Annotated in this window: 15 protein-coding genes and 2 pseudogenes; 8 read left to right on the forward strand and 9 right to left on the reverse strand. The window is 64.7% G+C overall.

Translation table 11 applies throughout. From position 1 onward, the window contains the following. The first annotated feature begins 16 nt into the window (after positions 1 to 16). Positions 17 to 307, forward strand: a complete 291-nt coding sequence (locus ABC766_RS02895; RefSeq protein ID WP_043349792.1) for a hypothetical protein — start codon at positions 17 to 19, stop codon at positions 305 to 307. A gap of 309 nt (positions 308 to 616) precedes the next feature. On the opposite strand, the gene ABC766_RS02900 is transcribed toward ABC766_RS02895, so the two are convergent. Beyond that, a complete protein-coding gene (locus ABC766_RS02900) occupies positions 617 to 1,795 on the reverse strand; it encodes a HipA domain-containing protein (RefSeq protein WP_345821076.1) in 1,179 nt (392 codons plus the stop codon). A gap of 937 nt (positions 1,796 to 2,732) precedes the next feature. Here ABC766_RS02900 and ABC766_RS02905 point away from each other — a divergent pair. From ABC766_RS02905 to ABC766_RS02920, 4 genes and pseudogenes are all read left to right on the forward strand, one after another. Beyond that, positions 2,733 to 3,446, forward strand: a complete 714-nt coding sequence (locus ABC766_RS02905; protein ID WP_345821078.1) for a hypothetical protein — start codon at positions 2,733 to 2,735, stop codon at positions 3,444 to 3,446. Positions 3,447 to 3,556: 110 nt separating this feature from the next. Further along, positions 3,557 to 4,000, forward strand: coding sequence for a hypothetical protein (locus tag ABC766_RS02910; protein ID WP_345821079.1), 444 nt, complete (start codon positions 3,557 to 3,559; stop codon positions 3,998 to 4,000). Between the two features lie 14 nt (positions 4,001 to 4,014). Beyond that, a complete protein-coding gene (locus tag ABC766_RS02915; RefSeq protein ID WP_345821080.1) occupies positions 4,015 to 5,739 on the forward strand; it encodes an AAA family ATPase in 1,725 nt (574 codons plus the stop codon). 116 nt (positions 5,740 to 5,855) lie between these two features. Then, a pseudogene (locus ABC766_RS02920) lies at positions 5,856 to 6,387 on the forward strand (IS5 family transposase); the annotation flags it as partial. A 159-nt stretch (positions 6,388 to 6,546) separates the two neighbouring features. Here ABC766_RS02920 and ABC766_RS02925 read toward each other — a convergent pair. Then, a complete protein-coding gene (locus ABC766_RS02925; RefSeq protein ID WP_345821081.1) occupies positions 6,547 to 7,041 on the reverse strand; it encodes a hypothetical protein in 495 nt (164 codons plus the stop codon). Positions 7,042 to 7,163: 122 nt separating this feature from the next. After that, positions 7,164 to 7,924 (reverse strand): annotated as a pseudogene (locus tag ABC766_RS02930) (IS630 family transposase); the annotation flags it as partial. 91 nt (positions 7,925 to 8,015) lie between these two features. Here ABC766_RS02930 and ABC766_RS02935 point away from each other — a divergent pair. The 3 genes from ABC766_RS02935 (at position 8,016) to ABC766_RS02945 (ending at position 11,249) form a co-directional block, all read left to right on the forward strand. Next, a protein-coding gene (locus ABC766_RS02935; RefSeq protein WP_345821082.1) for an IS630 family transposase occupies positions 8,016 to 8,971 on the forward strand; the annotation gives its coding sequence in 2 pieces (ribosomal slippage) (positions 8,016 to 8,367 and positions 8,367 to 8,971; 957 coding nt in all). Between the two features lie 694 nt (positions 8,972 to 9,665). After that, the gene (cysC, locus tag ABC766_RS02940; RefSeq protein WP_427902311.1) at positions 9,666 to 10,262 is read left to right on the forward strand and encodes an adenylyl-sulfate kinase; all 597 of its coding nucleotides are present in this window, start codon (positions 9,666 to 9,668) and stop codon (positions 10,260 to 10,262) included. 33 nt (positions 10,263 to 10,295) lie between these two features. After that, positions 10,296 to 11,249 (forward strand): sulfotransferase domain-containing protein, encoded by a 954-nt coding sequence (locus ABC766_RS02945; RefSeq protein WP_345821084.1) that lies wholly within the window; start codon positions 10,296 to 10,298, stop codon positions 11,247 to 11,249. 486 nt (positions 11,250 to 11,735) lie between these two features. Here ABC766_RS02945 and ABC766_RS02950 read toward each other — a convergent pair whose 3' ends face one another. The 6 genes from ABC766_RS02950 to ABC766_RS02975 form a co-directional block, all read right to left on the reverse strand. After that, complete coding sequence (locus ABC766_RS02950) at positions 11,736 to 13,148, reverse strand: phosphomannomutase (protein ID WP_345821085.1); 1,413 nt, start codon at positions 13,146 to 13,148, stop codon at positions 11,736 to 11,738. 192 nt (positions 13,149 to 13,340) lie between these two features. Beyond that, positions 13,341 to 13,661 carry a hypothetical protein gene (locus ABC766_RS02955; protein ID WP_043349814.1) on the reverse strand — a complete coding sequence of 107 codons (321 nt, stop codon included), beginning with the start codon at positions 13,659 to 13,661 and terminating at the stop codon, positions 13,341 to 13,343. Between the two features lie 14 nt (positions 13,662 to 13,675). Continuing rightward, a complete protein-coding gene (locus tag ABC766_RS02960; RefSeq protein ID WP_043349817.1) occupies positions 13,676 to 14,428 on the reverse strand; it encodes an FkbM family methyltransferase in 753 nt (250 codons plus the stop codon). Between the two features lie 50 nt (positions 14,429 to 14,478). After that, the gene (locus tag ABC766_RS02965; protein WP_345821087.1) at positions 14,479 to 14,820 is read right to left on the reverse strand and encodes a hypothetical protein; all 342 of its coding nucleotides are present in this window, start codon (positions 14,818 to 14,820) and stop codon (positions 14,479 to 14,481) included. 199 nt (positions 14,821 to 15,019) lie between these two features. Next, positions 15,020 to 15,814, reverse strand: coding sequence for an ABC transporter (locus ABC766_RS02970; RefSeq protein ID WP_345821088.1), 795 nt, complete (start codon positions 15,812 to 15,814; stop codon positions 15,020 to 15,022). Between the two features lie 84 nt (positions 15,815 to 15,898). Further along, entirely contained in the window at positions 15,899 to 19,825 is a 3,927-nt protein-coding gene (locus ABC766_RS02975; protein WP_345821090.1) for a glycosyltransferase, read from the reverse strand. Between the last annotated feature and the right edge of the window lie 127 nt (positions 19,826 to 19,952).

Raw genomic sequence — 19,952 nt, forward strand, 5'->3', positions numbered from 1 at the left:
TCGGGAGTGGGGTCTGATGCAAGCCTTGTCGGCGGAGGATGAACAAGCGGTCGAGCGGCTCACGCTCCGACTTCTTCAGGACGCCTATTGCGACCTCGCCGCCGTGCTGCGCGGCGCGCAGCCGCAGGCGGCCGCGGCGATCCTCGGGGTCATGGAGCAGCGCGTGACCGACGTCCTCACCCGGATCTGCCGGCAGGGTTCGGAAGGGGCGGCCTCGGTCGAGATCGCCGTCGCCGTCGGCGAGCGGATCGGCGAGATCATGGATCAGGCGCATGGGCGGGATGGGCCCGGCGTGCGGGCCGCCTGATTGAAAGATTGCGGACCCTCAAAATTGTTATTACTCGATCCGATCGGCTGAAATTTCAAGTTTTGGTAGAAAAATCATATTTATGAATGTGGTTCGAAAACACGACATGTCGCTTCGCAGGCAGATTCAGGCGAGTTTAAAACTGACATAATTGTTGGGTCCTTAATTTTTTCTGGAGATATAAATCGGTCTCTAATGATTTTCGGTATGTTTATTTGACCGAAATATTTTACCTATAAAGGTACGGGCGTTCCGTCGAATGAGACCAATTATAAAGAGGTGGCACTGATTCGCTGATGCGGAGATTCGCTAGGACGTGATAGGTCTGGGCAGCAAGCCGAAGCATGCCAAGAGCATTTCCCGGTCCCGTCGAGATACGCCTCGGGCGTCGAAAAAATCCGGGATGCGTGAGGTCGCTTCATGAATTTCAACGAGAATCGATGTGGCTTCGGCCGTGGAGAGGCCAAATTTGGCGTAGCTCGCGAATGCGATGCTCGGGTTGCACTCTCGACTGATACCGGGAGCTGGGGCGCAGACATGTTTGGTGCCCGAAGGATGCGGTACAACATCGAATACCGGTGAGAGCCGCCAGCCGGCCCCATCGTGGATGAAGGCGTGGTTGCGCAAATGATCATCGGTGTTCCGTAGATAGGCATTAACCAGGAGCCTGCGGAACATCTCGCGCTCTGGATCCTGAACACCGATCCGGCGCGCGGCTGATGCGATGTCCGAATAGGTCTTGCTTGTGGCATATCCATGGGCAGGTTCACTCAGCAAAGTGCCGGCGCTGAGGTAAGACAAACGAGCCCCATCCGAGGACCGGTCGAACCGCGATATCAAGAGAACCGACCGACCGCTAACGACACGCAGTTCGCGGTCAGGGACTCGAAGTCCTGCGGCCTCAGCAAAATCCAGACAAACCGCTTCAGCCCTGGGATTGTCGAACCTGTCATCCCACGTGGAAAATTTGGCTATCCATTCCTTGTCTGAAACCCGAATGCGCGCCTTCGGTCGAGCTCCTCCAATGTCCGAGCTGTGAATGAATAGCTGAGCGAGTTGGTCCGCCGACGCTTCGCCTCCTTCATAATTTTCTGCTGCGATGAGCACCTCTTCGAGAACGTCCTCGCTTTGAACTAACCCAGGCGCCGCGTCCGCTCTGGGTGTCCACCTCTCGGGAGCCTCGGGCGTTGAGCCAAAGGCCAGGTCGCCCGTGCGCGACAGCCCGCCCAGAGCCAGAAATTCCGGCATGCCGAGTTCCAGTTCTGGGAATACCTGCGACAGAATTCCTTTTCCCCAGCCGTCAGGGCCTGCATCGTGAAAGGCCAGATGAACCTCTCCCGGAGCCGCTGGCCGCCACTTGGTTCCGAGCGGCAGGCCAATGGGGTCGAGTGGCCTACGTCCTTCTGCAGCTAGATAGTCGGAGCTATAGGCAAACCGACCGATGCGCCTTGAGGAGCCACCCTCGAAGATCAAGAGGCCGATGGGCACGTAGCCGCTCTGCCCTGACCGAAACACGTGCATTTCCTCAATGCGGTTGTACTTAGAGGTCCGCCACATACCCGCTCACACTGATCCTGCGGCGATACAGCATGAAATCCGCTGTGTCTCTGACGTGGTCACACAGGCAAATGTCACCACTTAGATCTGTGCGGATCCGTGAGATCGGCGCAGTGTGCAAGGCTTTGCTGGCGACAATCTGCCACCCGGCCGTTAGGCGATCATGCGATGTGAAGCGCTCACCTGCAACAAGGAAAAGGGCGCCAGGCTTCCGTTAACGATCGCGACAGGAAGGGCTTCCTCGAGATCATATCGTCGCCGTTGTGGTCTTCTCAAAGACGCCGATACGCGCCACGTTCGTCCTCGGCAGACCACCCGCACACGCCGCGCCGCTCTTTAGCAGAGGGCGGCCGGCACCGGTGTTAGCAGCACCGAGCGCCGGCCTGACCACGATCCGTATCGCATGAGGATACCGACCATGGCTGAGACCTTCACTACCGGCGTAATCACGCCGACGAAACTGGCCCGATGCATGAATTCCGGGCAGTCCCACCGCCCGTCCCGGCAACCCGCCTGATCGCCTGAAGGTGCGCTGGCACGCGATACGCCGTGCCTCAGCGTCCCCTCGCAATCCCGCAATCCTGACGCCTTCGTCGCCGCAGGCCTGAGGCCGCGGAACGAGCCCGTTCGCCGCCCTGCCGCCGTTCGGCGAAGGGCGCGCGGTTTGGTGTCGCCTGGACGGAAACCATCCATGACCATCGTCGTCCCCCACCCCGCCGCCCAGCGCGGCGGCCGACAGCGGTTATCTGCACGTGGGCAGCCTAGCTCCGGGCCGACCAGCCGGATCACCGTCCCGCTCGGGAGCGCCGCCGCCCTCGGCTACGGCCACGTCCAGCCCGCGATCCCACAGATCTGCGCACCCGAACTGATGGCCGCGGCCGAGGCAGCGCTCGACGGCGCGTTCCGGGCGACCTTCGTGCCCGATCCCCTGCTCGGACCAGGCTTGTCGCAGCTCGGCTCCGTGCTGGCCTCCATGGTCAAGCGGCACGGGTCTCTGATCGAGGCGGCCATCACTGACGTCCTCGAGCGAAGCGGGCGCTACATCGTGCTGCGCAATGTCGCGATGCCGATCACCGTGCCGACCCAGGAACTCGTCCGCGCCAGCAGCGTCGCCCAGCTCAACCAGACCTCGATCGAACTCGCTGGCGCCGTCGCGCAGTCGGTATTCCTCGACCTAATCGTCGTCGACCGGAGAGAGAGCCGAGCCATCATCGCCGAGGTCAAGAGAGGCTCCGGAAAAAATGAGGCTAGGAAAATACACCAAGTCGAATGGGTGCTGCGGTGCGCGCAGGTCCAGGGTCGCTCATTTTTGGCCTCACTCGGCTACGAGGTCGCTCAGACTCGCGCGGTGCTGATCGACGTCTATGGAAGGGCGGGATACTGCGATGACCTTACGGTGAGCGGACCGGCCATAGATCAGCTGTTCGCGACCCCGGTCTCGTCCGCGCTCGAGACTGTAACGGCGGCGCTTCAAGCCCGATTGCGCGCGGCTGTGCCGGACCTTCTGACGATGGCGTTGGCGAGCCTCGCCGTTCCTGAAAACGTCAAACACCCGCACTCGCCCGGGCCGTTCTCGCCCTGATCGCACCACGCTGGCATCGGGTCGCGACCGCGACCTGATGCGTCCATCTCGCTCTCCATCAATCCCGCACCGCGCGCCTGCGCGCTGGCGTGCTCTCCAGGTCTGTCTCAATGACACTCGCTCGTGACCCCGATGCCCACCCCTCCGGCACAACTGACGCGGCCAGCCTCTCGCTGCCGCTGTCCTGGTGGCGCGTCCTCGCCCCTCAGACGCTCGATATGCCGGCGCAGTGCCGCCTGGCCGCTGCCCTGAAGGCCGCGCAGCCCCTGCCGTCCCCCGACTGGTCCGCGGCTTGCCGGGGCGATTCGGCGGCTGCGATCCATATCGCCCTCGGCGTCCTCGCCGAGGCCATCGCCTTTCCTGGGCGCCTCGATCCGGCGATGTCGGCGCTCTGCCTGTGCGCAGCGCGGGGTGACGGCTCCTGCATCGACCTGCTCGTGCACGTGCTCGGGCGGCGCGCTCGACGCCGGGCTGATCTCAAGGTGCTCTGCCTCGCCCACGCTTGGTGCTCCGTTGCGCGCCGCGGTTCCGACCGCGTCGGCGTCGCCCGCTGAGAGGGAGGAATCCGATGGCATTCTCTTCGACCCCGCCTGCCTTCCAGATCGACCCTGAAGCGGCACGTCGCCTGCTCGAACCGATGCTTCCGCGCCGCCTGCGAGCCTGCCTTGCACAGGATCTGCGCGTGGATTCTGCCTGTTCCGAGATCGCCCTGGAGATCACCACCCTCGCCCCGGATGCCGAGGCCCTGGTCTCGGCCTGGATCGCGGCAAGGACTTCTTCGGACGGTCTTTTATGGCGTGACCGTCGATGGATCGCCCGACGATCCGCCCTGATCCGGTTCCTCGACGTGTTGGCCGTGGAGCGCGATCAGCCGGTGGCGCGGGCGTTGGCCGATGTCGCGACGCTGCTTTCCTGCGCCGGCGATGATCGCAGAGCTGCCGCGCGCTTGGCCCAGCCCCTTTGGCAGGAACGCGAAGCGGTTCTCGACCTTCGGAATGGGTTCGCAGCCCTGGCCGAGGCGCAGACGCGCCTCGCTCTCGGACGCGTTGCCGAACCGGGCGCCGATACGGATGTAACCGGGGCGACCGATCTCGCTGTCGCCCTGCAGGCAGCTTGGCACGACGCGCTCAAGGATGCGCTTCTGACACTTTCCGAGAAGACGAGCAGCGCCATCGCTGCGGCTGCCGCCCTGGCCTGTGGCGTCGATGACGCCTTCGCCGGCGATGTGGCACTCGTCCACGCGCTCGTACCCGTTGGGGAGGTCTTGACACGGCCGGTTGCAGACAACGCGACGACGCGGGAGCGGTGCAGGTGGAAGATGATCGAGGCTCGCCTCGCCCAAAACGAGGCGCGCCGGCGCGAGAAGGCGGCGACCGTCGAGACGACGGCACAGATACCGGACGCCGATGTCCCACACGCCGAAGTGCCCAAGGGGCACGTTCTCGTCGTTCCAACGATCCAGGAGACCGGGAGCGACCGCGGCAAGTCCATCGCGCGCGGCTATGAGCACATCATCGGCAAGCCGCTCCCGCTCGTCGAGGTGCCGGATCTCGCGGCTGTGCGCGCTCGGTTGACCTTCGAGTTTCCTTACGCGCAGGCCATGATCGACAGGCTTCTTGCCGATCTGATCGGACGTGAGCACGCCACGTTCCGGCCGACCCTGCTGATCGGCCCGCCGGGAGCCGGCAAGAGCCGCCTTGTCGCGAGGATCGCCCATCATCTTGGATTGGGGCTGTGGCGAGTCGATGCGACTCGGGACGCGGGCGCATCGCTGGGTGGCCTTGATCGTCGTTGGGCAACGTCGGAGCCCGCGCATCCGATCATGGCGGTGGCTCGGTCTGGCACCGCCAATCCGCTGATGCTGATCGACGAGTTGGAGAAGGCCGCAACGCGCGCAGATCACGGTAGGCTTTGGGATGCCTTGCTTCCGATGCTCGAGCCGGAGACCGCCCGGGCCTACCAAGATCCTTGTTTTCAGACCGAGGTTGACATCAGCCGAGTGTCCTGGTTGGCCACGGCCAACGGGGTGGGCAACATTCCTGGTCCGTTGCTCGACCGCTTGCGTGTCTTGGAGATGGCGGTGCCCAGCCAAGCAGATCTTGAGGCGCTGCTCGGACCGGTCCTGGAGGGTATCGCTGCCAATCGCGGGCTCGATCCTGCCTTTGAAGCGCCTCTGGATGGGGAAGCGGTCGCGCTGCTTCGTCGATCCTGGCGCGGGGGATCGGTGAGGCGGTTGACCCGATTGGTCGAGGCATTCGTAACGGCGCGCGAAACTCTTGCGGTTCGGCATTAGGAAGTGAACCGAACCAGGGCATTGTAGGGTTTGGCAGTTTGTGATTCCAGGCGGCCGTTTGCAGCCTGGAGGTGGCGATGGCGAACCTGTTCTGACTCTCGGACGAGCAGTGGGCGATGATCGAGCCGTTCATGCCCAGGGTCCAGCCCGGCCGCGGGCGAAAGGACGACCGGCAGATCATCTCGGGCATCCTGCACGTCCCGACGTCGGGCGGCCGCTGGCGCGACTGCCCGGCCGCGTATGGCCCGCGCACCACGGTCTACAACCGCTTCAATCGCTGGTCGCGGCGCAGCTTCTGGAAAGCAATGCTCTCCGCGCTGGCCGAGGCCGGGTGAGCCGGCAACGCAGGCACTCTCGACAGCAGTTTCGCCCGGGCTCACCGGTCTGTCCATGGAGGGAAAGGGGGCGAGGGCGCAGGTCATCGGCTCGTCGCGCGGCGGCCAGACGACCGAGATCCGCGCTCTCAGCGATGTCCTCGGCCGGCCCAACGTCCTCCCGCTGACGCCGGGCAACGCCAGCGACGTCACAACCGCCCCAGTATTGCTGGTCGAGGCGCCGGGCCGGATCCGCCGCCTGAGCGCCGACAAGGGCTACGACGCCGATTGGCTGGCCACCGATCTGCGCAGGAACGGCATCATGCCCGTCCTTCGTTACCTTGGAGCAGAGCGATGAGCCGGCGACCCGATCTCCGAAAAACAGAGATGCGCGATACCGAGGCTGTACGGTAGGCGACAGGGCGCACAACGAGAGTCGAGCCGGCCATTGAGCACTACTGTGAGGCGTGCGATGTGTCTGGCCTTAGCGAATCTATAAGGTACCAGAGAAACGGCTCGGTATACGCCAGATGTCTGGCGCGGCGATCCAATCCTTCTTTTCGATCTGATCTGCAAATACACGTTTCGTATCTTCGAAATGTTTCTCTCCCCGTCGCATCTCTATGACGCGGCGAGGCAGACTCGCAACCTCGTTTTGAATGTGATCTATTAACTTGTCCAGTGGTATTGAATGATGTGATACTTCAATGCTGGTTGGTGTGGCAGCGTTTCGCTTCTTCTGTCGTTCGTACCAAATCCCATTGTCGCAATGGGTGATATGGAATAGGAAAAGGTCGGCGAAACTTGGTCGATGATTGCCGACGATGCAATGAAATCCGTGCATCCAATCACTTCGTCCAGCGATCAGCGTGGGCTTGCACAATGCAGAAAGAGGCCGAGCAAAGCGACGCTGATGAGAAATTGGCGCCTTGAAATCGATGGCATTCTCTTCAGCGACATGGAGCACATCGACTCCAAACATGGTCACGACGTGGGGCAGATTATGATCCGCAGCGTATGAGCGCAAATTCGCCCACCGCTCGAACGCTAGCTCGGCCGCGTCGACAGTCGGCTGTGTCAGTTGCCCGCTCTGTCTAGAGCGTCATCCGATCATGTCGGATCATATGCGTCGTAGCCTGCGGCGGCGAGATTGCGGCGGCATTCGGCTGGCGTGAAGCGTCTGAAGGCTCGTCGGATAGTGTCCCAGAGTTCGCTGATCGTGCGAGCGACCTCGGCACGAAGAATGGCCTTGAGCTTGGCGAAGGCGCGTTCAATCGGGTTGAAGTCGGGGGAATAGGCCGGGAGGTAGAGCAGCCTCGCTCCCGCCGCCTCAATGCACTCGCGGATGCCGCTGACCTTGTGGGCGGGCAGGTTGTCGAGCACGACCGTGTCGCCGGGCCTGAGGGCTGGGACGAGGGTTTGTTCGACATAGCCACGGAAACGAGCGCCGGTCATCGGTCCATCGAAGAGTGCGGTGGCTGTCAGGCCGCTGGTGCGCAGACCGGCAGTGACTGTGATAGTTTTCCAGTGGCCGAACGGCACCGCGACCCGGCAGCGTTCGCCGCGCGGGGCTCGCCCATAGCGGCGGACCATCTTCGTGTTGGTGGCGGTCTCGTCGAGGAACACGAGCTTGTCCGGGTCGAGATCGAGCTGGCCGTCGAACCAGGACAGGCGCGCGGCCTTCACGTCCTCCCGCTCCTGCTCGGCGGCATGGCCGGTGTTTTTTTGCGCGTGACGCCGTGGCGCTTGAAGAAGCGGGACAGGCTGCTGACCCCAACCCGCAGACCCTGTTCGGCCAGACGGTCGCGCAACTCATGCAGGAGCAGCTCGGGCTGCGCTTCGTAGATCTGCCGGATCAGGTCGGCCTGCGCCTAGAGCCGCGCCCTGGCGGGTTGAATCGCTTGAGGTAGGCGATCTGTCTGGCGTGTGATTGACTGGAAGGGCTTGTGATGGAGGATTGCCATGCCTTCAGCCCTGTCGGTGGACCTGCGCGAGCGTGTGGTCGCCGCGATTGAAGCGGGTGCATCGCGGCGTCGGGCGGCCAAACGCTTCGGGGTCGGGGCGGCCAGCGCGGTCCGTTGGCATGAGCGCTTCCGAAAGGACGGGCAGATCGCGCCCAAGCCCATGGGCGGCGACCGCAACTCGCAGCGTCTGGAAGCGCAGGCCGCCCTGATCCTTCGGCTCAACGAAGAATACCCGCTCTCCTTCCTGCGGGAACTGCGCGACAGGCTCTCGGAACGCGGCGTCCGGGCAAGCACGAGCAGCCTGTCACGCTTCTTCGCCCGGCATGGGATCACCCGTAAAAAGGGGCTGTCCACGCGGCCGAGCAGGCGCGGTCGGATGTGAGGGCCGCGCGCGAGGACTGGTTCTATGGCCAACCCGACCTCGATCCAGATCGCCTGGTTTTCCTCGACGAGACGGCGGCCACGACGAAGATGGTCCGCCGCTATGGTCGTGCTCCGTGCGGTCAGCGCTGCCGGATCGCCGTGCCCCACGGGCACTACAAGACCACCACCATCACCGCCGCCCTGCGCGCCACGGGACTGATCGCTAGGAGCGTCTTCGATGGAGCCACGAATGGTATGCGCTTCCGCGCCTACGTCACCGACACCCTGGCTCCGGTGCTGAGGCCCGGTGACACCGTCATCCTCGACAATCTGAACGCCCACAAGGTCGCCGGGGTGCGCGAGGCCATCGAGGCGGTCGGCGCACGGGTTCTCTACCTCCCGCCCGACAGTCCCGACTTCAATCCGATCGAGCAGGTCTTTGCCAAGGTCAAAGCCCTCCTCCGGACGGCTGCAGCACGGACCGCCGCCGACCTGACCATCGCCATCGAGGACGCGTTCGCCGCCGTCCGACCGGAAGAGTGCCGAAACTACCTCACCGCAGCTGGATACGATGCCTATGAGCCAACCTGAAAGGGCACGGCTCTAGCCATTGAGCCGCCACGGCGCGTCCGGCTATTGAAGGGCAGCTCAGGTCCCACCCGCCCCAGGCAAAGCGGCTGGCGACGTGATTGTTATCAGTAAGCTGCCAGAGCGGCGCCGGCGTCTCCGCAATGCAATGGCCGCCGCTTTAATGGCTCATGAGCCACAGGTGGGGCTATTTTAACTCCTCTTTGCCGATCTAGGGATTTTCTGGCTCATTCAATGCGGTTCGGCAATTGATCGCACAATAAAAATCCAGTCCGATTGCGGAAATTGGGCTGAAGTCTATGATCGAAGACTAAAAAGTATCGCGTCCACGGCTGGCGCATTGGTGCTCTGCACCGCGATGCTGCGAGCTATTTCGCTCGTTCGCACAAGGGGCGGGGGCAGGGGCTATCGGTCGATCCAGACATTGAGAGCACGCGCTCTTTGGCTTTCACATCAGCCTAGCCAAAGCCCGGTCTGATCCCGATCCAACCCCTGCCGGCAGCGTGTGAACCACTCGCCATGCGCTTCGCTTATCAACGTGACGTTGTGGTAACACCGGAGATCACGAATTTGTGTAAAGGTGGTCCTCGATGTCCCGGAGAGCGCGAGGCGAGCTGTGAGCCAGTCGCAAGACACAACCAGCGAGCGGAATCTAACTTGGCAGCTCCTGCAGCCGCGTGAGCGAAGATGGCGTGCGCTGGGACAGAGGCCTGTCATCGCTTGGTTAACGGGTCTCTCCGGTGCCGGGAAATCCAGTATCGCCGACGTGGTCGATCGTGCTTTGACCAAAGCTGGACGAGCGAGCATGGTCATCGACGGAGACAACCTTAGGCAAGGTCTTAATCGAGATTTGGGCTTCAGCGATGTCGATAGAAGGGAAAATATACGTCGCGCTGCCGAAGTCGCTAGACTCATGGCCGAGTCGGGACTCGTTACAATAGTTTCGATGATTTCTCCATTTCGGGCGGAGCGGGAAGTCGTGAGAGAAATTTCCGGAGATACTTCATTTCTTGAAGTATTTGTCGATACGCCTCTTAGACTCTGCGAGGCCCGCGATCCTAAAGGGTTATATGGTCGTGCAAGATCAGGTGAAATAGCGAACTTTACGGGTATCTCTGCTCCGTACGAAGTGCCCCTCCAGCCTGATTTGACGCTTTCCACTGCGGGCCGCTGCGTTGACGCCTCCGCACAGCCCCTAATTGATACGCTGGTGCGATTGAGTGCTCCGCACAGCCGGTTTGCTAAGTCAATAGATTCAAATACCGGCAATCCAACGGTTGCTATGTCATTGTGACCTCGTCCCCGACTAGTGGCGTGTTTTTTAGAGATGAGATTAAGATTTATATTCCACATTGGGCCCCATAAAACTGGTACGACATCCATCCAGCGAATGCTGTTTTCGCAATCTTCTCAAGGCGACAGTACGTTTGCGTATCCGTTTTCTGGCCCCGAATCGCTGGGTCAGCATGCTTTTGCACTGGCAGCAAGCAAACCACGCGATCCCGTGTTCTCTGAAATGCTTGCTGCGTTGAAATCTTTTAATAAAACGTGCGTATTATCTAGTGAAGAACTGTGCTATATACCGCGTTCAGCGATGCAGTTATTGCGCAATGAACTAAAAAATTCAGATTTTACGATAGTATATTATCAAAGAAACCCGCTTGAATTATTGTATTCTTGGTGGCAAGAAACAATAAAGCATGGGGCAACACACACTCTTCTTGAGTTTGCGTTTTCTTGCGTGGTCAGGCCCAGCCACCTACACCTCTTGGTACCAGATGCCTTGCTCAGCGCATGGGCATCGGTCTTCGGTAGAGAATCCATCAGGATATTTTTATTCGATCGAATCCCGGATGTAGCCAGCCAATTTGCGTCCGAGCTTCTCAATATAATTAGTCCGGTCGGGGTCTCCGAAGTTAGCAATAAATCTTATGATTGCGTCGACTGCGAATTGATGCGTTTTTGGAATGCGCAAGGTTTTCGCGGTGCTGATATTATTCAGTCGTCAAATTACGACGAAATGCGTCAAATGTTCATTGACAAGTCGGCGCCATTCGCTGCGAGTTTCAGTCTCAATTATGATGTTGGCGAATTTCAAGAAATTGAGAATTCAATGGTATTAAACTGGAGCGACCGCATTGATGGCTTCAGCGGTGATCGTTTGTTTGAAATTCGAGATCGATCATATTGTTATATCCATGCCGACGTTTGGCTCGCAATACCTGGTCTCATTGAGGACATGCGTTCGTATGCATTGGAAAACTTGGACAGACACCGATAGGCCTCGCTGTAAGCGCTATATAATTATTAGCACTATATCAGTAAAAATAAAATGATTGGCTGTGGGCGTATTTGTTGTATGTTAATATTTCAGTACTGACTTCGATCTCCTTCAATTTCTCCAAGGGGCTGGTTCAAGAATTCAATTGAACCATTTGCCGGTGAGATGAGGCAGTCCGATCTTCATCGTCGCCTGGACTAAGCCGATAGGGCTCTCCAGGCGTACTCGGCTTCGTCTGTGGAAAGAAAACATGGTCGACAGCGGTATTTCATCATTGAAGCGGCGCTCGAATTTGACGCGTTTTGGTTGCCGGTTGAGTGCGCTGGGGCACTGACGTCAACAAAACGTGCAACGCGTACGGCTTCAGCAGTAATCGCAATGAATCGCTCAGCGACGGCATAACCAGCTTGTCAGCGGTTGTGCAATGGGTCCGCAAAATTGAGTGCAGGAACGTTAGGGCCGCCTTGGTTGGGATCACAAGTTTTCCTATCGTGCCATGGCGGCAGCCGCCGCTTTCAGCCCCCATTGGACTAGTTCCTGTGCGTCCTGTGCGGTTTTAGCCTCCGCGTAGCAGCGCAACTCGGGGGCATTCCCCGAGGCCCGGAAATGGATCATGCGCCCGCTATCAAGCTCGATCCGAATCCCGTCCTGCTGGTCGATCGAGTCCGGTGACCCGATCGGCCCGAGGAAGGCGGCCCGGAAGTCCGCATCCTGCAGACGTTCGAGGAAGGCAGCGCTCGCCTCGGAGGGGGTGTTCGGCAGGCGATCGCTGGCCATCTCCCCGGCATCGAGGGACGCCACGAGGTCCGCCAGGGTGGTGCCGGCTGCGCGGGCTGCTGCCAGGGTGGCCAGGATCGGCAGCATCGCATCGCGCGTGGCCAGGGCGGGCAGTGTCCTCCCGTCGACGGTGAGGTCCGATCCGAGCAGGAACCCACCGTTCGCCTCGAACCCGACGACGATCCGCGCCCCGGCGGACGTCGCCTGCTCCATGCCGGCGATGACGAAGGGCGAGCCAACCTTCGTGCGCACAACCGTCCGGAAGCCCCCGGACTGCTCGAGGGCCGAGCCGGCCGTGACCGGCACCACCACCGTGTCGGCGTCGAGGTAACGGGCCGTAATGAGCCCGAGCACGTCGCCCCGCAGGATCCGGCCCGTCCCATCGGCGACCAGCGGCCGGTCGGCGTCGCCGTCCGTGGTCACAAGGGCGTCGAAAGACCTCGGTGCCATGACATCGCGGATGAAGGCGATGTCTTCGGGACGATGGGCTTCGGTGTCGATCGGCACGAAGACCTGCGACCGACCGATCGGCGTCACCTGCGCGCCGAAGGCGGCGAGCAGGTCGGCCAGCAGGTCGCGGGCCACCGAGCTCTGCTGATAGACCGCGATGCGCAGGCCCTTCAGGGTGTCCGGCGCGAAGGCGGCGGCGTAGCGCTGCTGGTAGCGCGTGATGGCGTCAGGCTCGGGCGTCGCGGACGACGCCGCCGGTTTCTCTCCGCCGGCCGGGATGTCCGCCAGGGCGGCCAGGATGGCCACCTCGTCGGCTTTGGTGATCTCGCCGTCGGGACGGTAGAACTTCAGGCCGTTGCGATCCTCGGGGATGTGGCTGCCCGTGACCATGACCGCATAGGCGCCGCGCCGCATCGCTTCGAGGGCCAGGGCCGGGGTCGGCAGCGCGCCGCAATCGATCGCGGTGAAGCCGGCGGCCGCGGCCGCCTCCGCTACCGTGGCGGCGATAGCGGGGCTGCTGTCGCGCAGGTCCCGCCCGATCACCACCGCTCGGTGGGTGTCTTCCGCCGAGACGGATCGGAAGAATGCGCTGGCATAGGCGTAGCTCGGCCCGCCGACGAGGTCGGTCACGAGACCGCGCAAGCCGCTTGTCCCGAATTTCAGACTGCTCACGAGATCCCCATCGTCTCCGGTTCGACGCACGCGTTCGCGATCGATGCCCCAAACCGTTCGCATTCTCAACGCTTGGGACCGGCGGATTGGCTCGGGCCGGGCGAGACTGGTCCGCCCCGGGACGCGGGCGGCGCTGCCTGGTGCGGCCCGCGCTCGGAACGCCTCTGTGCCGGCGGACCCGCCGCCAGCGCCTCAAGAGGCCGGCAACTGCTGTTCGAGATGCGCGCGCAGGATCGAGTAGTGGCGGACGACGTCATCGAGCCTGTCGGCGTTCGCCTTGCTGATCGCCTCCGAGCCGAGCGGCGGGCGGTAGGTCGCCGCATAATGGGCGGCGTGCGCCTTCAGCTTGGTGGCGACGAAGTCCAGATCGGCCGACCAGACGGCCTGCGCCCGGACCTGCTGAAGGCGCCGGGCGATGGCGAGCCAGTTCAGGTCGAGGGCGATGCCGCTGCCCATCTCCTTGAACAGGTCGAACATGGAATCGAGGATCGCGATCGCGGTCTGTGCCGACATAACCCCGCCCTCCGTCAGGACCGTGCGGCCACGAGATCCGGGCGCGCGTACCAATCGTCGAACAGGGAGAGCTGACGAAAGCGCCGCCGGTAGCCTTGACCGGTCAGCAGCGCGTCGATCTTCTCCCGGCTGCCCGAGAAATTGTGCTCGACGCTGATCAGCGCGATGTCGTGACGCGTGAAATCGAAGCTCTGAAGCACGTCGAACTCGCCGCCTTCCACGTCGATGCTCATGTAATCGATGCGCCGCGGCGCCCGCGCCTCCGCGAGGAACCGGTCCAGTGAGATCGTGGCCACCGGGTATTGCCGGCGCTCCTGCCGGAACTGGGCGTGGAAGTCGCCGTCTGCGAAGTCCTCCATGCCGGAGAGTTCGCCGATGTCGACCTCGTTGAACAGCACCTCGATCCCGTCGGTCTTGTAGACGCATTTGTCGGAGATGTAGCAGTTGCGATTGCGCTGCAGCGCCGCGTGCCACGCCCGGGCGGGCTCAGCGAGGGCGCCCTGCCAAGCGTAGGTCTTCTCCAGCAGGAGCGTGTTGCTGAGGCTCACGCCATCGCAGGCGCCGAACTCCACGAAATAGCCGTTCCGCTTCTCCTGAAGCTCATACAGCACCCACAGGTCCTGCAGCAGCTGCGCGTTGGAGTACGGCGCCATCCGGGTGGCGAAGGACAGGAAGTCGAGTTCGGAGCCGAGGATGTGCGGGCGCGCGTCCAGATTGTCCCTCAGGTTGATCAGGGCATTGAACACCGTCAGGAGTTCGACATCCATGGTCCTCGGCTCCAGTCTCCGAACGGGGAACGCGCGCAGGCGCGGGGGTGTCAGCGGTGTGCCGCCGCCTGGACAGGCCTGCGCGGGCCCGCCAGGATCCGGTTCGATCCTTCGAACAGGATGCCGTGCTGGAGCGCCGCGGGGCCGTGATCCGGCACGGTCCGCGCCGCCCTGCGGATCGCGGACAGGAAGCGCGTGCGGCTGAATCCGTAGGGCCGCAGGCCTCCCAGGAGCGCCTCGAGGAGGGTCGATGTCGCCTCGGACCGCGCCCGGGCCAGATCGCGTTCCTGCAGGGCGGCGTCGCGCTCGGCCCTGAGAAGGGTCAATTCGATCTGCTGCTGCTGGATCCGGCGGATGTACGTCGTATCGATCGCATGAACGGCATTCGTCATCGTGCGGCAGCCCTGCCCCGGAGCGGGTTGAGTTTTCGAGGCCCGAAGGTCTGTCTGCGGCCCCGGATCCGGATCGGCATCCGGTCTGACCGGTCGGATGCCGCGGCTCCAGTGTGCCTACGGTGATACCAAGCTTGCCCGAGGACCGTGCCTACCGCGCGGTGCGCGGCTCTATGGCAGGCACGATCCCCCCCCCGGCTCACCCCTGCAGCTTGCTGACGACATGCTTGACGAGCAGTAGGCCGATGCTGGCGCAGGTCAATCCGAACATGACGACATAAAGGTAGTCGACCTGAATTCCAGCATAGGGATAGTATGCCGATCGAACCCACTCCGACAGCTGCATGGCGGGATTGTATTTCATCCAGTAATACACCTTGTCGGGCATATAGCTTGGAAGGAACATGACGCCGCTGGACACGTACAGGATGATGCTGAACAGGGCGTAGCCGATCAGCCAGCCCGGGAAGAAGCCGATGATCGCTACGTTGATCGTTCCGATCCCGACCCCCAAGATGATGGCGGCGAGATAGCCGCACATGGCCGTGAACGGTTCTGCAGGGACGGGATTGGTCCCGATGGCGATCAGGATGGAGCAGACGACCAGCAGCGCGAGGAAGCCGGTCACGATCTCCACGAGGATCCGAGCGAGGATCACGTCGAACAGCTTGACCTGTGGATAGTAGGTCAGCGGTCGGTTCATGATCACCGCCTTCATGACCTCGCGGGAGATGTACTGGAAAACCAGAACCGGAACCGCCCCGGTCGCGAAGAACAGGGCCCGGTTGTCGCCGAGCGGTGCCGCCAGCTTCTGGAACGTGTAGATGGCGATCAGCATGAAGACGTGGACGCAGGGCCAGAGCACGACCACGCCGTAACCCCAGAGCGAGGCACCGAATCGGGTGCGCATGTCCCGCAGCATCAGGGCGTGCAGGACATGCAGATAGGACTCGATCGGGCTCTTCTGCCCGGGAGCCGTCGGGAGGGCGGGCATCGATTTGACCTCGCGTTGCCGGGCCTGCTTCGACGAGAAAAGGGGCCAAAGTGCGTTGACCGGCGCGTCCCGCGCCGGTCGGCGTCAGGTGGTGGGAGCGTAGTAGCCGCGCATCAGGCTGTCAGAGGTGGCGACCCGGATCGGCGTGGCGACTCGGCCGCCGGCCGGAATGTCGAGGGCGAGCAGGCGGTCGTTGCAGGCGGCCGGGTCGGTGACGAGGGCATAGGGCAGAAGATGGCCGTCCGGGTCGGCACGCAGCCGCTCCGCCGGTTCGCCGAGGTCGAAGGCCGCCACCGGCAGGCCCGTGCGCAGCGCCAGCGACAGCGCGTACGCGTAGGTCTCCGGCCAGATCGACGGCATCAGCACCAGATCGGCAGAGACCTGGGTGACGAGATCGAGGATTTCGTCATCCTCCCAGTGACGGCCGGTCTCGGCGATCTGGAGGGCTGCCCGGGCGACCCGGTCGAGGGTCGGGTCGTCGGTGGAGTACCGCCCTGTCTCCGTGACGCCGGCCCGCTCCAGGCCGCCCGTCAGGGCCGGGTCGGAGAAGCCCACGATCGAGAAGTGCAGCGGCAGGTCTCGCTTGCGCGCGTCCGACGCCAAAGCCTGCAGCAGCAATCCGCCTTCGGGTAGGCTGATGCCGCCGAGCACCGCGACGCGGCGGACGCGTCCGGGCCGCTGCAGGGCGGTGGAGCGCACGCTGCGCTCCGGCTCGACATGCGGCCGGACCGTGACCGCGAGATCCGGGTACACGCCCCGGATCCGGCCCGCCGTGTCGGCGGACGGCGCGAACACCCGCGAAGCCCCCGCCAGGAACGCCCCGAACGCCGCCCGCCGCTCCCCCGGATCCGGCTCCTCGAACCCGTCCGCGTCCGAAGCCAGACAGGCCCGGCACGCGCTGACCGGCGCCAGCCCGCAATAGCGCCCGTCCGGCTGGACGAGGTGGTTGCGGTGGCAGACCGGCGAGTAGTCGTGCAGCGTCCAGGCGTAGGGCCGGCCCGACCCCGCCACCCGATCCATCAGCGCCCGCGCCGCCGCCCAGCGCAGCCCCGCCAGCGAGTGCACGTGGATCAGGACCGGCGCCAGCTCTGCGATGAAGCCGGCGAGTTCGTCCGCATCCCGCGGCAGGTACAGGCTGTCGAGGTTGGGCAGGTACAGGAATTCGGGGCTGCGGTAGGCGACGTGGACCTCGAGGTTGCGGGTCCGGTCGATCTGCAGGAGCACGACGCTCAGGCCCTCGGCCCGGGCCTGCGCGACCATGTCGTCGATGTGCCGCTGGATGCCCCCGCCCCAGGAATGGGTCACGTACAGGAGCGCCCGGCCGGCGAAGTGCCGGGCCAGCCGCGCCCGGTCGAGCCGCGCCCGCCCGCGCCGGCCGGGATCGGCCTGGACGAACTGGCCGACCCGGGCCGGGTAGTCGGGGTGCTTGGCCAGCAGGGCCGCCTGGCCCTGGACGTACTCGCCGCCCTCGTCGAGCCCGAACGAGATCTGGCCGGCATGGTAGACGAACACGTCCTCGGCGAGCAGGTTGACGAAGCCCGCCTTGATGGCGCGCAGGCACCAGTCGTTCTCCTCGCCGTAGCCCTTGCCGAAGGCCTCGGCGTCGAGGGTGCCGACGGCGTCGAGCGCGGCGGCGGTCATGTACATGCAGAAGCCGACGCCGGTGGGCACGGGCACGGCGTGGCCGCGGTTGACCTGCGCGGCCATGCGGTCGAGATCGGCGCGGTCGATCTCCAGCGGCATGGTGTTGTTGGCGTTGAAGCGCGGGTAGGAGCAGATCGTGGCGTTGTTGGACAGCGGCGTGACGCTGCCCACGCGCAGCCCCGCCCCGGCTTCGGCCTCGGGTTCGACCTTGGGGTCTGCGTGGGCGACCAGCCGGTCGAGCCAGTCGCCGAAGACCTGCGCGTCGGAATTGAGCAGGACGACGGCGCGGCCCTGGCGGAGGCCGAGGGCGCGGTTGACCGAGCGGACGAAGCCGAGGTTGCGTTCGTTCTCGACGAGGTGGAACAGGCCGCGGCCGGCGAGCCGGGCGAGGTCTGCGGTGAGTTCCGGGTCGGGGGAGCGGTCGTTGACGGCGAGCAGGGTGAAGGGGGTGGCCTGGGGCTGGGACAGGCAGGCGTGGAGGGCGCGCAGGGTCTCGCCGCGGCCCTTGTAGACCGGGACGATCACGACGACCCGGGCCTGGTCGATGGGCAGGGCCCGGGGCAGGCGGTCCCATGCGTCGGGCGCGGGGGCTTCCATGGGCGGGTAGGCGCCGAGATCCTCGGGGGCGGCCATCAGCCCGGCGGCCCGGCCCGTGCGCACGTAGTGCAGGAACGGCGACTCCCCCGCACCCAGGAGATGGCCGTAGGCCCGGCGGTAGAAGCGGGTCGAGAAGGTCTTGCTCGGATCGCGGTCCTCCTCCTGTCCGTGGGACAGGAAGTGGATCGCCGGCCCGTTCTCGAAGCCGCGGGTATCCGGGTAGCGCTTGAGGTACCAGGGCGCGTCGAAGAACGGCTCGATCAGGCGGGCCTGCTCGAACAATTCCGCGTCCTCCGCGGCCGGCGGCGCGCCGTAGCGCGGATCGAAGGCGTCGCCCGCGAGGTCGTCGCCGCGCAGCAGCGCCCGGGCCAGATGGTGGACGAAGGGCGCGATGCCCGTCGCCTCCACGTAGGGATGGTGCGCGCGGTAGGCCCAGCCGTTGAAGTCGGCCCTGGGGTTGCGGCCCTTGCGCCAGCCGGTGTCGCAATAGTCGCGCACGGCGTCGTCCGCCTCGGACAGCCCGTAGCGCGCCCGGTAGAAGCCGTGGTCGAAATGCCCCGCCACCAGCCGCGCCTGCAGGTCCAGGAGCCCGTCCCGGTCGCAGGCCGCCTGCCCGATCGCCCCCAGCCAGCCCGTATCGGCGATCGGCGCCCGCGCCGGGCGCAGGCCGCAGACGCCCAGCAGCGCGGCCAGCGTCGAGCGCCCGGGCCCCGGGTCGCGCAGCTCCCGCCAGCCCGCCTCGGCGAAGTGCAGGTACGGCTCCCGCCCGCCCACGTCCGGGTAGGTCGCCCGGTACCAGTCCGCATCCACCGCCGGCAGGTTCAGCCGGTGCGGCTCGGCGAACGGCGCGCCCCCGGACAGCCGGGTCTCGGCGACGTAGCGGAAGAACGGGTCGTCGCCGACCGCCCGGCTGCCCGCGCGGGCCTGCACGAAGCCGGCCGGGTCGAAGTCCGGCCGCGGGCTGACCCGCGCCCGCCAGCCCTCCGCCACGTAGTGGCGCAGCAGCGCGGCGTCCGAGGCCCCGGCCAGCGCCTCGGCCTGGGGGCCGGGCAGGCGCTGCCGGTAATGGGCGGCGTCGAAGTAGGGGGCGAGGGTCTCCATCCGCAGGGCCAGCGCCGCGTCCGGGTCGGGCCGGGCGGGTCCGCCGTTGCGGACGTAGTGCACCAGCGGGTTCTGGGTGGCGAAGGTGAGGCCGCGGCTGAGGCAGTAGGCCAGGGTGTCGAACTGCGGTGCCGGCTCGCGGCCCTCGCGCCAGCCGGAGGCCATGTAGTGGTCGACCGGATCGACGCCGGCGGCGGCGAGATCGGGGTTGTTGGCCAGGTAGAAGGCCCCGTCCACGAGGCGGCGGGCGAGGCGCTCGGCCCGGGCCGTGTCGGGCTTGGGCAGGGGCGCGCCGGCCGCCCCGCCCTCGCCGCCCCCCTCGCCGCCCCCCTCGCCGCCGGCCCGGGCGCGCCGGCGCGTGAGGGCGTGCAGGAACGGGTTGATGCCGGCCCGGGCGAGGTAGGGGCGGTCGGCGAGGTAGGCGGCGGAGTCGAAGTCGGGGCGCGGGTCGCGCCCCTCGCGCCAGCCGCGGACGAGGTAGTCGCGCACCGGATCGGCCGTGATCCCGTACCAGCTCGCGTAGAAGGCCGCGTCGACATGCGGGGCCAGAGTCGCGATCTGCGCATCCGCGGTGACGAGATCGTTCGCCGCCGGAAGGCCGCGGCGCACCGCCAGCCGGATCAGCGGATTGCCGCGCACCCTGCGGTACAGGCGGAAGAACCGCTTCAACGTACCGCTCGCGCTGCGCCGCGCGCCGCGCGCGCCTGTCCGCGATCCGCGGCGTCGGAGGCGGTGCAGGCCACCAGCCCCGAGGCGGGCTTCGGCCCGGCGGCGCTTGAGACGAGACCTGAGGCTC

The sequence above is a fragment of the Methylobacterium fujisawaense genome, assembly GCF_039619325.1.
Taxonomy (GTDB): domain Bacteria; phylum Pseudomonadota; class Alphaproteobacteria; order Rhizobiales; family Beijerinckiaceae; genus Methylobacterium; species Methylobacterium fujisawaense.